Origin of the sequence: Paenibacillus sp. FSL K6-1122 (assembly GCF_037977015.1) — a bacterium.
GTDB classification, from domain to species: domain Bacteria; phylum Bacillota; class Bacilli; order Paenibacillales; family Paenibacillaceae; genus Paenibacillus; species Paenibacillus amylolyticus.
The window spans coordinates 6,673,417-6,688,189 of the sequence record NZ_CP150272.1 but is presented as its reverse complement, the minus strand read 5'-3'; the positions used below and the strand labels follow the sequence as shown (position 1 = coordinate 6,688,189).

Genomic DNA, 14,773 nt, shown 5'->3' with positions numbered 1-14,773 from the left:
AGCAGAGTCCTATAATCATGATTAGATTTCAACCAATAAACCATCGGTAGGTGTGTTCATTGCATCGCCCGATGGTTTTTGGCATAACTGCTTTTGAGATACAGCTATATATTTTAGTTCCGCTTAACCGCTCCATCCAGAAATAGCGCCACCAGTTCCTGCGCGAGTTCCTCAATGCTGCCGCCATTCATGTTGCGTACATCTTCGCGGTTTGCGAGCATCAGCAGTGACGTAAATGCATGGGCAAGCAGCATAGGGTTCCCGACCCGCAAATAACCATTATCCATCTCCTTCTGAAAATGGGTAGCTAGTACTTCGAATATGCGAACCTCTGCTTCTCGAATCTGAGCGAGTTGCTCCATGTCCAGATGTTTCTCGGCCTCTCGCATCATGGTCTCCGTTTCAATATGGGAGTGCTGCATCTTCGCTTCGGCAACCTTAACCAGACGTTCTTGCAATGGACCGGGTTCATCCAGACGAAGAGAAGTCTGCTGCATGCCCATCGCCATCATGCGGGTGATGGCAACGGTGAACAGATCGGCTTTGCTGGTGAAGTGATAATAGATTGATGCTTTGGTCACATTACATAACGAAGCGATCTGCTGGAGAGAAACGGGTTCATACCCGTATTCCATAAATAGACGTGACGCGGTCATCAATATGTTGGATTGCACAGATGCTTGATCCACACCCGTTTTGGGTCTGCCCGGTGACCGGGGAATGTTTGATTTTTTGCTCATAAGTACATACCTCTTTACGTATTTAATTGCTTGTTAGACGTGTTCACAAAATTAGGCATTGCAAAATTAACCTTCCGGTATATATAATTAAATCGATTATACTATGACCCGTGGTTCATTACTACACCATCACATATATTAGGGCTTCATAGAAACAGAATAGGGAGATGAAGAGACAATGCAGGAAGGTTCGGGTTACGGCCGCTGGGTTGCCGGCAAACGAAGCAAATGGATTACGCTGTTGGTATGGATCATTATCGCCGTTGTGCTTGGCATGGTATGGCCTGCTGTAGGTGATCGTGAAACCAATAACGCACAGGATCTGAGTGAATCCAAACCATCGGTTCAGGCAGCTGCACTTGCCGAGAAGGAATTCCCTGGTGGTGAAGGACTGCCCGCGCTGATCGTATGGCGTCAAGCCGGCGGTCTGACAGATGAACAGATTCAGAACATTCAGGCATTAACGGAGCGACTGGATCAAGATCCGGTAGAACAACAACAGTCCGTTGTGCCACTCTATCAATTACCTCCACAGGCATTGAAAGGCCAGCTTTCGGAAGACGGAAGTACCTTGGTTATGCCACTTTTCTTCAATGAAGGTGCCGATTCAGAACAATTGAAGGAAGCTATTGAAGCACTTGAGCAAAAAACACAAGACATCTTCGGGGCAAATCCGTTCGATGTAGCCATAGATGATACCAATACACTGATTGCCCGTGTGACAGGGCCAGTAGGGATATCCATTGATGCGAGCGGGCTATTCTCCTCCGCCGATGTATCCTTGCTGATCGCTACGGTTGTACTGGTATTAGTACTGTTGCTGTTGATCTACCGCTCGCCTGTACTGGCAATTATCCCGATTATTGCGGTTGGATTCGCGTATATGGTGACAAGCCCCATACTCGGATTCATGGCAGATCAAGGCTGGATTACGGTGGATGCACAGTCCATTTCGATCATGACCGTGTTGTTATTTGGAGCAGGAACGGATTACTGCCTGTTCATGATCTCCAGATACCGCCAGATTCTCTATCATGAGCCGGACAAAAAGAAAGCCATTTTCCAGGCAATTACCGGATCATCTGGCGCCATTGCTATGAGTGGATTCACGGTCGTTGCAGCACTACTGGTACTGCTGCTGGCTGAATACGGTGCATATCATCGCTTTGCCGTACCATTCAGTCTGTCCATCTTTATCATGTTTATTGCAAGTCTGACACTGGTTCCAGCGCTTCTTGCGATCTTCGGTCGGGGTTCATTCTACCCGTTCGTACCACGTACACATGAGATGGAAGTGGAGCGTGCTAAGAAAAAAGGCAAACCGGCTCCTGCCCCGCGCAAAGTGAAGGAAAGCTGGATTGGCCGTGTTGTAGTAACAAAGCCATGGACCGTTCTTGCAATTACGTTGGTATTGCTGGGAGGACTGGCGGCATTCTCTACTCAGGTTAAATTCACGTATGATCTGTTGTCTTCCTTCCCGGAGGATGTGCCTTCCCGCGAAGGTTTCACCGTCATCGGCGAACAATTCTCCCAAGGTGAGCTGGCTCCAGTCAAAGTGATCGTTGATGCCGAAGGCAAAGAAACTGATCTGAAGCAACGTCTCGAATCGCTGGATTACATTAGTAAAGTAGGCGATGCTCAGCAGGGTGCCGAGAATGCCAACATTACCGCCTTTGATGTGGAATTTAATCTGAATCCATATTCCATGGAGGCAATGCAGCATATTCCAGATCTGCGGGCTACTGCGGAACAGGCGCTTCAAGATGCTGGTGTAGCTAATGTGGACAGTCAAGTCTGGATTGATGGTCAGACGGCTGAACAGTATGACATTGAAGTAACCGGAGAACGGGATGCCAAGATCATTATTCCGGTGGTCATCGGCATGATTACATTGTTACTACTGTTGTACTTGCGTTCAATCGTAGCCACAGCATACCTGATTGCAACGGTTGTTCTGTCGTATTTCTCTGCACTGGGTCTGGGTTGGATCATCATTCACTACGGACTTGGCGCAGATGCCATTCAGGGAGCGATTCCGCTGTATTCCTTCGTATTCCTCGTGGCACTGGGTGAAGACTACAACATCTTCATGATCTCTAGCATCTGGCAGAAACGCAAAACGATGCCGCTTCGTCAAGCGATTAGAGAAGGTGTTGGCGAGACAAGCTCTGTTATTACATCTGCAGGTCTGATCTTGGCAGGAACGTTTGCGGTACTTGCTACATTGCCAATTCAGGTGTTGGTGCAGTTTGGTATAATCACAGCCGTTGGTGTGATGCTGGATACCTTCCTGGTTCGCCCGTTCATGGTACCGGCGATCACCGCATTGCTGGGTAAATGGGCCTTCTGGCCAGGCAAGTATGTGCCGATTGCAGAGAAGAATGAAGAGAAACAGAACCATTCCATGTAATGCATGGAATGGGTGAGATGGACGGCGGGGCTTCAAGCCTGCTGTCCATTTCTTTATTTTCCGAACGATGATGACCTCTACCAGTTGTCCTCCTGAGATGGAATGGTGGAACTGTAAAATATCCGCAGGATGAGGCGTGATCCTTGTTTTCTTTGCATGGGGAAGGTTTACGTAACCAAGGGTTATGGGACATAATAGAGAGAGCGTCAGCCTTGGGCAGACGGATGATCAACATCAATGGGACAACCAGGGGAAGGATGAAAGCAAGCATGACGAACCAACTTAATGTGTATTTTAACCATGACGGCGGCGTGGATGACCTCGTATCGCTGTTCATGCTTCTGCAAATGGACAATGTACATGTAACCGGCGTATCGGTTATTCCGGCAGACGGATATCTGGAGCCAGCAACAGATGCCAGCCGTAAAATTATCGATCGTTTCGGTACATATTCCGTAGAGGTATCCAAATCCAACTCCAGAGGGAAAAATCCATTTCCTGCGGCGTGGAGACTTCATTCCTTCTATGTAGATGCACTTCCTGTACTGAACGAGTCCGGCAAAATGGAAGCACCACTCTCTGCCATTCCGGCACACCAGCATCTGATCGAGAAAGTGCGCAATACCGAAGGCAAAACGTTGCTCCTGTTCACAGGCCCACTGACAGACCTTGCGCGTGCACTGGACGAAGCACCAGACATTGAAGAGAAAATCGACAAGCTGGTATGGATGGGCGGTACATTTGAGCGTGGTAACGTAGAAGAACCTGAGCATGATGGCACAGCAGAGTGGAACGTATTCTGGGACCCGGAAGCGGCTTATCGTGTATGGCAGAGTGGTATCCAGATCGATCTGGTTGCACTGGAAAGCACAAACAAAGTACCTCTGACTCCAGCCGTTCGTAACCGCTGGGCAGCAGAGCGTCGCTTCGAAGGCGTTGACTTCTTGGGTAACTGTTACGCAGGTTGTCCGCCACTGGTGTACAGTGAGACAAATTCCACATACTATCTGTGGGATGTGCTGACAACGGCTTCCGTTGGACGCGAGGACATCGTGAAGAAAAAAACCGTAAACTGTATTGTCATCCCGGATGGTCCTAGCCAAGGCCGCACGGTGGAGCAAGCAGACGGACGTCCAGTACAACTGGTGTATGATACCGATCCGGAAGCGTTCTTTACGTACATGACGGATTTGGGTAAAAAAGCTGCTCCGCAGCGCTATTAATTCAGGCAACTGTAAGGCTTGCCAACATTAAAGGACAACAAAAATAAAGCCGCAGGCAGTGGTCTGGATATGGGGTTGAACCCCATAATCCCGTCCCTGCCGTGCGGCTTTTTGTTTTGGGCTGATCTGCAATCTAGCTACCCGCTATATTTTAAATCGACTAATCAATCCGTTCAGCTCACTGGACAATACCCGCAGAGATTCTGCGGATGCACTCATCTCATCCATGGATTGCAGCTGGCTATCGGTAGCGTGCGATACCTTCTGGATACTTGAAGAGGATTCGCGTGAGATATGTTCCATATCCTCCACGGAAGCGGACACTTCTTCTGCACTGGCAGACAGCTGCTCGGATGCTGCGGATACTTCGTGCAGACGTTCATTCATCGTCTCAATCCCGGTATGAATGGATGTGAATGAACGGCCTGCCTCCTGAACAACAGCGAGACCGGATTGGACTGCTGATGTGCTGGCAGACATATGTTCTGACAACAGGGCAGTCTGGCGTGTCATCTCGGCGATCAGTTCGGTTACATGCTGGGACGATTGCTCTGATTCCCCCGCAAGCTTGCGAACCTCTGAGGCAACCACCGCAAACCCGCTGCCATACTCTCCTGCACGAGCTGCTTCAATACTTGCATTAAGTGCGAGCAGATTGGTCTGTGAAGCGATACCTTTCATCAGATGTGCCACCGACTCAATTTTACCTGAGTACTGCTCCAGCTGGGAGGTGGAGGCTACCATCTGCACATTCGCCTGATGAATTTTGTCCATACTGTCCATCGCCGTGTTGATGTTGGCTTGACCTTGCACCGCGTTATTGGTCGTTTCCTGTGATACATCCGCAACCATAGAAGAAGAATTCGCAATATGCTGCATGCTGCGTGTGATCTCTTCCATGGCTACCGTAACTTCGCCAGCACGAGCCACCTGTTCAGCAGCTCCACTGGCCGTATGATTGGTATGCTCGGCAATGCGCTGGCTGGCTTCAGCAGTCGCCTGTGAATGTTTCGATACTCCTTCTGCAGCTTGTAGCAGAGAGTCGGAGCTTTGACGGATGCCCGTCATGACATCACGGGTACCTGTAACCAGATGTTTGAACTCGGAAGCGAGCTGTCCCACCTCGTCCTTGCGACTAAGTTCAACGTTGACGGTCAGATCGCCTTTTCCTACCTGGGTAATTAACTTCTTCAACTTCACCAATGGTCGGGTCAAGTAATGGGCGAATCCATACACCAGCAAGACACTCAGCAGAACAATAGCCAAGGCTGTCCAGATCATGGTCATACGGTTGCGGGACATCAGTTCATAGACCGCAGTGGAATCAAGATCCGCACCGACCAATCCTAGTACTTTCCCGTCAGCCCCATGGATCGGCACATATGCTGTAATGGTAGCGCCATATTCATCCTGTGTGAGTTCACCCCGAATAGGCTCATTCTGTTCAAAAGCTTGCAGCATTCCTTCATAAGGGGTCTCTTCTGCGGAACCGTAAGGGGAGAAGTCATCCTCTGCCACATCGGCAGCAGCCCCGTCCACAACGTAGAAATATGTATCTGTTCCATTTTCTTCGCGTGTACCAAGGGTGTACAGATACTTGAGTCCATTGGCCTCGCGCAGCTGACTAAGCTGCTCACGCAATATGCCATAATACGCTGTCTCGTCCTGTCCGGTACTGAGTGGTGCATACAGAGAGGTGTCAATTAATGCAGCTGCCCGTTCACCCACAGCCTGTGCCCGCATCCCCATGGATTGCTCGACCAGTTGGGCTGATGAACGGTACATGGTAATGCCAAGAACCGCACCCGCGGCCAGCATCAGACAGGAAAAAAATAAAAAGATCCTCATAAACAAACTGTTCATTGGTAAAAGTGTTCCCCCTTGATCTGTTAAATCAATCGTCTTTTTGTCCCTTTACTTGGTACTTGTCGTTCTTCTTTGGTTCGTATGTATTGTATATCAAATATACAGTTTTCTACTTGAAATATCGGCATCCGGTCCATAAAGAATTAGCTCCCGAGTCAATTTGATCCGGGAGCTGGTTTTGTTTCAATCCTATATTGACCATGCTCATCATTGGAACACATCTCATTGTCACTACATAGAGGGGCTTCACATGACTGGGTGATTACGTCATTACATCGTTCCGCCGCCCTGGCGAACAGAGGCAGGAATCTTTTCAGGTCCCTGATTAATATATTTATTGATAAAAGTACCCACCTTGGCATCGTCGAATTGGTCGAGTTTCATCGTTTTGGTCCATGCGGTCACCACGACTTCACTGCCTTCGGAAATATCCTTGTTGGGTACAGCCAGAATACCTGCTCCAGCTTCGCGGAATTTGGCGAGGTATTTCAGATGTTCCTTCAAATCCTCGCTGGCGTTCTCACGATAATAGATGATGATGTCCCCGTGCTCCAGATTGTGTACCAGATAATTATAGCCCGGGAAGTCGGTGTAAAATCCAAACTTGATATCATGCGGATTATGCGGCCCCGATGTTGGAATTGTCATCTCATACTGAATGGGGTCCTCCGTATGGTCTGCCCCATAATATTTATCGTCCGTCACGTCGATTGTCGCGTTGGACTCCAGATCAGCTACATTATATGTTTTACCTGCCCCTTGCATGAAGAACAGGCCAAACGTAATAATCGACACTGCCATCATTACATGTGCAGCCAGCCGAAGGGATCGACTTTTTTTATGGATGTCTGCCCGCTCTTTCTTTTTCATGTGGCCCAGAATTTTGCCCTGTGTGCGTGATGCCCAGATATAGGCGGCGATGGAGAACAGCAATACAATTACACCTACGATGAGCCACAGGTAGGATGTACCTGTCTCGTGCTCCATTTGCATATGAGTCATGTCCATAGAGAGTTCCTCTGCTTTCTTTGTAAAATGAGTGATTAATACACTACATAATGTAGTGTTGATGGCAACGAAGAATCCTCACATTACGTAACAGGAGTTTCTGGATTGGTTTATTACGTAAATAAGAACATACCTGTTGCACTACACATTATAGTGTATGATACATGCTCCGTGCAATGCTGCCTTGGAAAAACAAAAAAAGACCTTCCCGGCATGAGCAAGGAAGGCCTTAATATAAATCCAAAGAGTCAGTAAGATTTATATTTATTGAAATAACCATTTACACGAAACGTAGAGGACAGAAAGAACCTGAAGAAGCGGAAGCGTTCGCCTTTATCTCCAGATTTTCACCTTTGTAAAAGTGAATAAAAAAATCTGGAGATAACAGCGATCGGAAGGTTGTTCTGTCATCGAAGTAACGAGTGTAAACAGCTTTATTCCAACTGAATTATTTTACAGACGACCAAACGGTGAAAGCATCAAGCGGATCAGCCCAATGATAATCTCACCCAACAATCGATACAGAATAAAGAACACGACCACATTGGCGATCAGCACACTGTACATGCTGTCGATGGCTGCTTTGGTACGATTCAGTGGATACTGGAACAGCACCGAATTCAGAGCAACAAAGATAATGATATACGAGACAGCAAGCAATGAGATCGCGATGGAATACGAGATGATAATAAACAGATTCGCCAGAACAAGGGATACGACAGCAGGAACAAGCAATGTACCAAACTGGGCAACCAGTGTTTTGGGACGGAAGGTTATTTTTTCAATCTTCAGAATAGCGTACATCAGTGCAATAGAGGCAATCAGGATAATGACGGTGAACAACAGCGGTCTTAAAAATCCACCAATGAACAAGCCGTCCATGCCTATGCGACTAAAGGTAATTAAGAAGTATGTAGAAGATAGAACTGCAATTAGCGCCATCGTTAGCCATCCGTTTAGGGAATGCTGGTCGCCAACGGTTTTCATCGTCTGATAAGGACGGGCCAATACACTGAGGAAATAGGATAGATACTGTTTGCTTACTTCTTTGGCTTGCTGAACTTTCTCATTCTGCACAATATTATTCCACTGATTGGAGCTATTGTCTCCTGCAGAAGCATGGTCATTGGTACCTGTTGATTCTCTCGCCTGTTCCTTGTGAATGGAGACGGATGGTGTGTTGGATGGAACGGATGCCTGGGAAGAGGTAGCCTGCGTGCTGGACCAACGGGTATATTCGGGTTCGGAAGCAGCAGATTCCGAGTTCGGTACAGGAGTTGGTGATGAGGTTGTTTGCGTTAGATTAGAGCCGCACCTCTCGCAAAAATGGGCATCTCCATTTTCGTGATTACATACTGGACATTTCATGGTATAAGCCTCCAATTTCTAGAAAATAAAAACATGTCAACATTGTGTCTCATTTTAACGGTTAATGACGAAGTTTGTCTATGTTTCGCAGGAATTAGTACCCATTTAGGGAAAGTTGAAACAAAGGCCTCGAATCCTGTGTATGAAAACGGAGTATAGAAGCAACAATAGTATAGGAATGACATGCAGGCATATTAATGTAAATTCACTGTGGTTTAAGACGAATTGTTTTTGGCTGTTAATGTCTCATCGTTCGCTTTTATGTGTTATTCTCATGTTAACTATATCTTTTGGGTTGCCTATGATCGTATATTTATGTATAATCAATCGTGTTAACACGTCGAATGTACGGTAGTAAGAGATGTGGGTGAGTTCATGGAACTACTGGACAGCAATGAGAGCAAGAAGAAGATGTGCCAGTATTATAACGAAATCTCGAAGGAACTGTTCGGATTTGGCACCACTCTCCTGAGAGTGACCATTGACCAGAATATTGTGACCTTCTACGCGAAGCACCGACGTTCACCGCGCTCTGACGCCCTGGAAGGGGAGGCCCCCGGCTTAAAGCTGGAAGTGGACTTCCGCATGTCTGTCTTATATAAGAAGAAATTCCGGGAGAAGCTCGAGCAACACATGGGTTTGCCAATTGAAGCTATATTACGGGATTATGATGCGTCCACTCAGTGGGCGATCACAAATGTGATTCTGGAACAGGCCTAGGATGGATCGGCAGGATTGATTCTTGTTGATGTATACAGAGGTTATGGCCCGGATTCATGATCAGGTTCCGTACAATTTCATATGATGGCGTCTGTCTTTGGATTGATTCTGAAGCAGAAACCGATGATGTACCGGCAGCGGGTGTCGCTTTCCTTTGTTTACGAAGAAAAGTGTTCTTGTTTATACAAGAGCACTTTTCTTTTTGTTTTTTCATACACATCACATATATCAGGGGGAATCAGGATCATGATGAAAAAGTGGATTAGCGGTTTGGCAGCAGTGGCAATGACATCGGTATTACTTGCAGGTTGTGGCAGCAGCACGGATGATGCAACAGGCGGATCAGGGAGTGGGGGAACCGCAGCGAACAAATTGGTTATCTCCACTTGGGGCTTCTCTGAAGATTTCTTCAATGAAGAAGTATTTGGTCCATTCGAAAAAGAACATAATGTAGACATCGTGCTCGAAGTCGGCAATAATGCTGAACGTCTGAACAAAATTCGTCAAGGAACATCAAATGTCGATGTTATCTACCTGTCTGATTACTATGCACAACAAGGTATCGATGAAGGTCTGTTTGAGAAAATCGACCGCTCCAAAATTCCAAATGTAAATGACATTTATGATATTGCCAAAGCACCACTTGGTGAAGATTATGGCCCAGCCTACACGGTTGGACAGCTCGGTATCGCTTATAACCCGGATCTCGTATCCAAAGAAGTGACTTCATGGAGTGACCTGTGGGACCCGGCGTTCGAAGGTAACCTGACCATCCCGAATATTACGGCAACAGCAGGCCCAATGGTTGTGGATGCAGCTTCCCGTGTAGCTGGAAACGATACGTTTAATGAAGATGCGGCATTTGCTGAACTGAAAAAACTGAGCAGCAATGTGGTGAAATTCTATAGCCAAACGTCCGAGTTCGTGAACATGTTCTCCCAAGAAGAAATTGCGGGCGGACCGATCATGGAAATGTATTTCAAAGATCTGAAAGCAGCCGTGCCTAATGCAAAGTTTGTTACACCTAGCGAAGGTGCATATGCCGTGATGAACACAATCAATGTCGTGAAGGGCAGCAAAAACAAAGAGCTGGCTGAAGAGTTCATCAACTGGCAGCTTAGCCAGGATGTACAAGCAAAATCTGCCAAAGCTAAAGTCGATTCCCCGGTTAATACAAAGGTTGAACTGACTGCTGAAGAAGCAGAAGGCGTAACATACGGCGCTGAAGTTGTGGAGAAGCTGAACAAGCTGGATATGGAATTCGTGAATCAACAGGTTAAAGGCTGGACAGATCGCTGGAACCGTGAGATTGCACAATAAAAAGTAACCGACTAAATAGTTATCTTTGATCCTATATAGTTTAACTAAACTTTTTACACGAGAACGGAGAGGGCAGAAATAACGTGAAGAAGCGAAGCGTTCGCCTTTATCCCCGGATTTTCCCCTTGAAGAAGGGATTCAAAAAAATCTGGGGATAACAGCGATCGGAAGGTTATTCTGTCATCGGAGTGGTAAGTGTAAATATTCTTTAGTTCAACTTATCATTTGCAGCAAGCAACCATATCACCGCATAGGAGTTGAGAACGGATGAGTGAAGCGCAAAATCGCATCATTCTGGACGTGGACACGGGGATTGACGATGCACTGGCGATTTTGCTGGCCGTCAAAAGTCGGAAGTTGGACATTCTCGGCATCACCACAGTCTGTGGGAACGTATCACTCCAGCAGGCAACAGAGAATACATGTAAAATTCTTGAACTCGCGGGTGCACCTGAAATTCCGGTCATTGCCGGAGCAGCTGGGCCGCTCACTCGCAAGTCGCATTATGAACACCGGGTACATGGACAGGACGGATTGGGCGGTGCGCTACCTGATCCGGCCGTGTCTAAGAAAGCCGAGGAAGGTTTTGCGCCAGACTTTATCGTGGCACAAGCCAAGCAATATCCGGGCGAACTGACATTAATCATGACCGCACCCTTAACGAACTTGGCACTCGCGCTGATGAAGTGTCCTGAATTACCTTCTTTATTGAAGGAAGTCATCTTCATGGGTGGCGTAGTTCGTGGACATGGCAACATTACACCAACCGCCGAGTACAACACATACGCTGATCCAGAGGCCGCACGCATCGTACTGCACGCAGGCATCGAGAAGCTTACCCAAGTCGGATTGGATGTGACGCGTCAAACATTGCTGAATGAAGCAACGATTGAGCGTCTCACTGATCCTGCACTGCGCGCATACGTTGCTCAAAGCACGGAGATTTACATCAACCGTTACGAACAAATGAACGGCGTCCGCGCTTGCGCTTTACATGATCCACTAGCCGTGGGCGTAGCCCTAGCCCCGGAACTGGTAGGACGTAAATCGTATTATGTCGATGTCGAAACCGCCAGCCGCCTGTGCGATGGCCAGATGGTATGTGACTTCCAAAACCGTTTGGGCGAGCAGCCCAACACCCTCGTCTGCGAAACTGTAGATGCGGAAGCATTCCTTGAACTGTTTATCAACGCATTAAACGCGTAGTTGCTCTGCCCAATAAGATATTTATACGATTGCGGAGAGTGCAGAACCGATCTGGAGAAGCGAAGCGTTCCCCTTTATTCCCCGAATTTCACCTATGAGAATGAATCAAAAAATCGGGGGATAACAGGGATCGAAGGACGGTACTGCAGTCGGAGTACTCAAGTATCAATCTCGAATTAAATTACAAGTCAGGAGTATCGCGATGAAGAAATCAGTAATCTACTGGCTATTGCTGCCGGGATTCGTGTTTTTGGCGGCATTTATGATCATTCCGATTGTCCTGACGATCGGGTCGACGTTTTTCCAAGAAAACTCCTTCACGTTTGAAGGATACATGCATTTTTTCAGAGACCCATACTTTTTGAAAATATTGCTTACGACGCTGCAAGTCAGCGTGGTCACCACTATCGTCTGTGTGGTGCTCGGATTCCCGACAGCTTATTATATTTCACAGAAAGCGCCGCGCCGCAAAGGTATTTTGCTGGCACTGGCGATCTTCCCACTGCTGACGAGCCCGGTCGTGCGCTCGTTTAGCTGGATGATCATTCTTGGACGCAAAGGGTTGATCAATAACACCCTTGTTGGTCTGGGTATCGTGGACAAGCCGCTGGATATTCTGTATACACCAGCAGCGATGATGATTGGTCTGACGCATCTGTTCCTGCCACTGATGATTATCTCTCTGGTGGGCGTGCTGGAGAACATTGACGGTGACCTGCTCAAAGCAGCACAAAGTCTGGGTGCATCGCGCATTACGGCATTCCGCCGGGTCGTGTTCCCGCTGGCTGTGCCAGGACTTGTGATCGGAGCCGTGCTTGTCTTTGTCGGAAGCCTGACGGCGTATACCACACCTGCCCTCCTTGGAGGCAAGCAACGTGTAATTGCTACGTTCCTGTATCAGAACGCCATGACCCTCAACGACTGGTATCTGGCCTCGGTTGTTGCCGCGATTATGATTGTGATTACATTTGTCGTGGTTGGTGTCATGAACAAAATGGCCAAAACTTTAAATCCGAAGGGGTAGACATATGCGGGAGAAACATATCGGGCTGGGCCTGTTCAGTCTGCTGGTCTTTATCTTTCTGCTGGGCCCGCTTCTGATCATATCGGTCACTTCGTTTGAACCGGGAACGGTACTCAAATTTCCGCCGGAAGGGTTCTCCTTCCGCTGGTATGAGAATATTTTCAACACAGGCGGTTTCCTCCGCACATTCCAGACGTCCATCATCATTTCCTTACTGGGAAACTTGTTGGCACTGGTGCTCGGAGTTCCGGCTGCGTATGCACTTAGTCGTTACGATTTCAAAGGCAAGTCCGTGCTGAACGCACTGTTCCTGTCCCCGGTACTGATCCCGGGAATCGTGCTTGGTTTTACATTGATGAAATACCTGATCGTAATCTACCATCTGCCGATGTATCTCGGACTGTTGATCGGTCATACGATTATCATGCTTCCATTTATCATTCGGGTTATCGCGTCGAGTCTGTCGAGCTTTGACTTTGCAGTGGAAGAAGCTGCGCTGAGTCTTGGTGCGGGACGGGTAAGAACGTTCTTCACGATCGTGCTTCCCAACATCCGCTCAGGAATTATCGCTGCCGTGCTGATTGCTTTCCTGGAATCCTTCAACAACGTGGACATCTCGGTGTTCATGACCGGACCAGGGGTAAGCACATTACCGATCCAGATGCTGACGTATGTGGAGAATTATTTTGACCCAACGATTGCAGCGATTTCCGTGCTGTTGATGGTACTGACCGGACTCTTAATGTTCGTGATCGAACGGATCATGGGCGGATTTTCATACTTTACTAAACGTTAATTGGAGGCGCAGAACGCTATGGCATTGCTGACATTAGACCACGTATCCGTGGCATACGATAAGCAGACAATCCTGAAGGATTTTCAGTTGGAGCTGGAAAAAGGTAAACTGCTCTCCCTGCTCGGACCGAGCGGTTGCGGCAAAACAACTACGCTGCGCCTCATCGCCGGATTTCTGGAAGCATCACAGGGCAAGTTTATGTTCGGCGGCAAGGATTATACGAAGGTTCCGGCGAACAAGCGGAACTTTGGATTTGTATTTCAGAGTTATGCGTTATTCCCGCATCTGTCTGTCTATGACAACGTGGCCTTTGGCCTGCGGATGCGCAAGGTGAAAGACAAGGATATCTCTTCCCGTGTGATGCGAATCCTGGAAGTCGTTAACCTGAATGGATTTGAGAAACGTTTTCCACAAGAACTGTCCGGTGGACAGCGTCAGCGTGTAGCCATTGCTCGTGCATTGGTCATTGAACCTGACCTGCTCTTGTTCGACGAACCACTCAGTAACCTGGATGCCAACCTGCGCCTTAACATGCGGGTGGAGATTCGCCGTATTCAGCAAGAGTTGGGCATCACAACGCTGTATGTCTCTCATGACCAGGAAGAGTGTTTCTCGATCTCGGATCAGGTAGCGATTATGAACAAAGGTGTGGTCGAGCAGCTCGACCGCCCGGAAACCATTTTCAAATATCCGGCAACGGAGTTTGTAGCACGATTTATCGGGTTCCATAATTTCATTGAATTCGCGGAGCGCAGTGATGCAGGTGAATTAATCACATTGAGCGCAGGTGGACGAACTTTTACAGCAACTGCGCATCCCGGAACAGCACGTCCCGGTGCACGCAAAGGTGCAATTCGCCCGGATGATCTGATCGTTAGTGGAGATACTTCTGCGGATGTGGTGAACGCCTTGCCGGGCATTATCAAGGTCAGCACGTATCTGGGACGCAGTTATCAGTATGTGATCGAGACGGAACTCGGTGACTTTACAGCAAATCAAGAGATGGAAACACCATACCTTAGCGGGCAACATGTTAGCCTGATCTTCCCACAGGACAAGCTTGTATTGGTAGAGTAGTCGTGAATGTAGCGA

12 protein-coding genes are annotated in these 14,773 nt (G+C 47.8%); 8 read left to right on the top strand and 4 right to left on the bottom strand.

Features of this window, described 5'->3' with window-relative positions; translation table 11 throughout:
• Positions 1-113 precede the first annotated feature (113 nt).
• Positions 114-740, bottom strand: a complete 627-nt coding sequence (locus NSQ20_RS29715) for a TetR/AcrR family transcriptional regulator (RefSeq protein ID WP_340031364.1) — start codon at positions 738-740, stop codon at positions 114-116.
• Positions 741-918: 178 nt separating this feature from the next.
• On the opposite strand from NSQ20_RS29715, the gene NSQ20_RS29710 reads away from it, so the two are divergent.
• Complete coding sequence (locus NSQ20_RS29710) at positions 919-3,150, top strand: MMPL family transporter (RefSeq protein WP_340031362.1); 2,232 nt, start codon at positions 919-921, stop codon at positions 3,148-3,150.
• A gap of 269 nt (positions 3,151-3,419) precedes the next feature.
• Complete coding sequence (locus NSQ20_RS29705; protein WP_127548851.1) at positions 3,420-4,373, top strand: nucleoside hydrolase; 954 nt, start codon at positions 3,420-3,422, stop codon at positions 4,371-4,373.
• A gap of 144 nt (positions 4,374-4,517) precedes the next feature.
• Here NSQ20_RS29705 and NSQ20_RS29700 read toward each other — a convergent pair whose 3' ends face one another.
• The 3 genes from NSQ20_RS29700 to NSQ20_RS29690 all read right to left on the bottom strand — a co-directional run bounded on the left by NSQ20_RS29700 (position 4,518) and on the right by NSQ20_RS29690 (position 8,615).
• Complete coding sequence (locus NSQ20_RS29700) at positions 4,518-6,236, bottom strand: methyl-accepting chemotaxis protein (protein ID WP_340031360.1); 1,719 nt, start codon at positions 6,234-6,236, stop codon at positions 4,518-4,520.
• Positions 6,237-6,509: 273 nt separating this feature from the next.
• Positions 6,510-7,247 carry a DUF3105 domain-containing protein gene (locus NSQ20_RS29695; RefSeq protein ID WP_340031358.1) on the bottom strand — a complete coding sequence of 246 codons (738 nt, stop codon included), beginning with the start codon at positions 7,245-7,247 and terminating at the stop codon, positions 6,510-6,512.
• 453 nt (positions 7,248-7,700) lie between these two features.
• Positions 7,701-8,615 (bottom strand): zinc ribbon domain-containing protein, encoded by a 915-nt coding sequence (locus tag NSQ20_RS29690; protein ID WP_076328685.1) that lies wholly within the window; start codon positions 8,613-8,615, stop codon positions 7,701-7,703.
• A 375-nt stretch (positions 8,616-8,990) separates the two neighbouring features.
• Between NSQ20_RS29690 and NSQ20_RS29685 the strand changes: the two genes are divergently transcribed.
• The 6 genes from NSQ20_RS29685 (at position 8,991) to NSQ20_RS29660 (ending at position 14,758) form a co-directional block, all read left to right on the top strand.
• Positions 8,991-9,335: a Na-translocating system protein MpsC family protein gene (locus NSQ20_RS29685; protein WP_017691786.1), complete on the top strand. Its 345-nt coding sequence runs from the start codon at positions 8,991-8,993 to the stop codon at positions 9,333-9,335.
• A gap of 249 nt (positions 9,336-9,584) precedes the next feature.
• The gene (locus tag NSQ20_RS29680) at positions 9,585-10,655 is read left to right on the top strand and encodes an ABC transporter substrate-binding protein (protein ID WP_338709011.1); all 1,071 of its coding nucleotides are present in this window, start codon (positions 9,585-9,587) and stop codon (positions 10,653-10,655) included.
• A gap of 267 nt (positions 10,656-10,922) precedes the next feature.
• Positions 10,923-11,861, top strand: a complete 939-nt coding sequence (locus NSQ20_RS29675; RefSeq protein ID WP_340031356.1) for a nucleoside hydrolase — start codon at positions 10,923-10,925, stop codon at positions 11,859-11,861.
• Between the two features lie 202 nt (positions 11,862-12,063).
• Positions 12,064-12,885 (top strand): ABC transporter permease, encoded by an 822-nt coding sequence (locus NSQ20_RS29670; protein WP_036612869.1) that lies wholly within the window; start codon positions 12,064-12,066, stop codon positions 12,883-12,885.
• A gap of 4 nt (positions 12,886-12,889) precedes the next feature.
• Entirely contained in the window at positions 12,890-13,681 is a 792-nt protein-coding gene (locus tag NSQ20_RS29665) for an ABC transporter permease (RefSeq protein WP_017691790.1), read from the top strand.
• Positions 13,682-13,699: 18 nt separating this feature from the next.
• Positions 13,700-14,758, top strand: a complete 1,059-nt coding sequence (locus tag NSQ20_RS29660; protein WP_340031354.1) for an ABC transporter ATP-binding protein — start codon at positions 13,700-13,702, stop codon at positions 14,756-14,758.
• Positions 14,759-14,773: the final 15 nt, after the last annotated feature.

Bases quoted from the DNA above. Each gene is read 5' to 3' on its own strand.
- NSQ20_RS29715 (WP_340031364.1), bottom strand. From the start codon at position 740: ATGAGCAAAAAATCAAACATTCCCCGGTCACCGGGCAGACCCAAAACG.
- NSQ20_RS29710 (WP_340031362.1), top strand. From the start codon at position 919: ATGCAGGAAGGTTCGGGTTACGGCCGCTGGGTTGCCGGCAAACGAAGC.
- NSQ20_RS29705 (WP_127548851.1), top strand. From the start codon at position 3,420: ATGACGAACCAACTTAATGTGTATTTTAACCATGACGGCGGCGTGGAT.
- NSQ20_RS29700 (WP_340031360.1), bottom strand. From the start codon at position 6,236: ATGAACAGTTTGTTTATGAGGATCTTTTTATTTTTTTCCTGTCTGATG.
- NSQ20_RS29695 (WP_340031358.1), bottom strand. From the start codon at position 7,247: ATGGACATGACTCATATGCAAATGGAGCACGAGACAGGTACATCCTAC.
- NSQ20_RS29690 (WP_076328685.1), bottom strand. From the start codon at position 8,615: ATGAAATGTCCAGTATGTAATCACGAAAATGGAGATGCCCATTTTTGC.
- NSQ20_RS29685 (WP_017691786.1), top strand. From the start codon at position 8,991: ATGGAACTACTGGACAGCAATGAGAGCAAGAAGAAGATGTGCCAGTAT.
- NSQ20_RS29680 (WP_338709011.1), top strand. From the start codon at position 9,585: ATGAAAAAGTGGATTAGCGGTTTGGCAGCAGTGGCAATGACATCGGTA.
- NSQ20_RS29675 (WP_340031356.1), top strand. From the start codon at position 10,923: ATGAGTGAAGCGCAAAATCGCATCATTCTGGACGTGGACACGGGGATT.
- NSQ20_RS29670 (WP_036612869.1), top strand. From the start codon at position 12,064: ATGAAGAAATCAGTAATCTACTGGCTATTGCTGCCGGGATTCGTGTTT.
- NSQ20_RS29665 (WP_017691790.1), top strand. From the start codon at position 12,890: ATGCGGGAGAAACATATCGGGCTGGGCCTGTTCAGTCTGCTGGTCTTT.
- NSQ20_RS29660 (WP_340031354.1), top strand. From the start codon at position 13,700: ATGGCATTGCTGACATTAGACCACGTATCCGTGGCATACGATAAGCAG.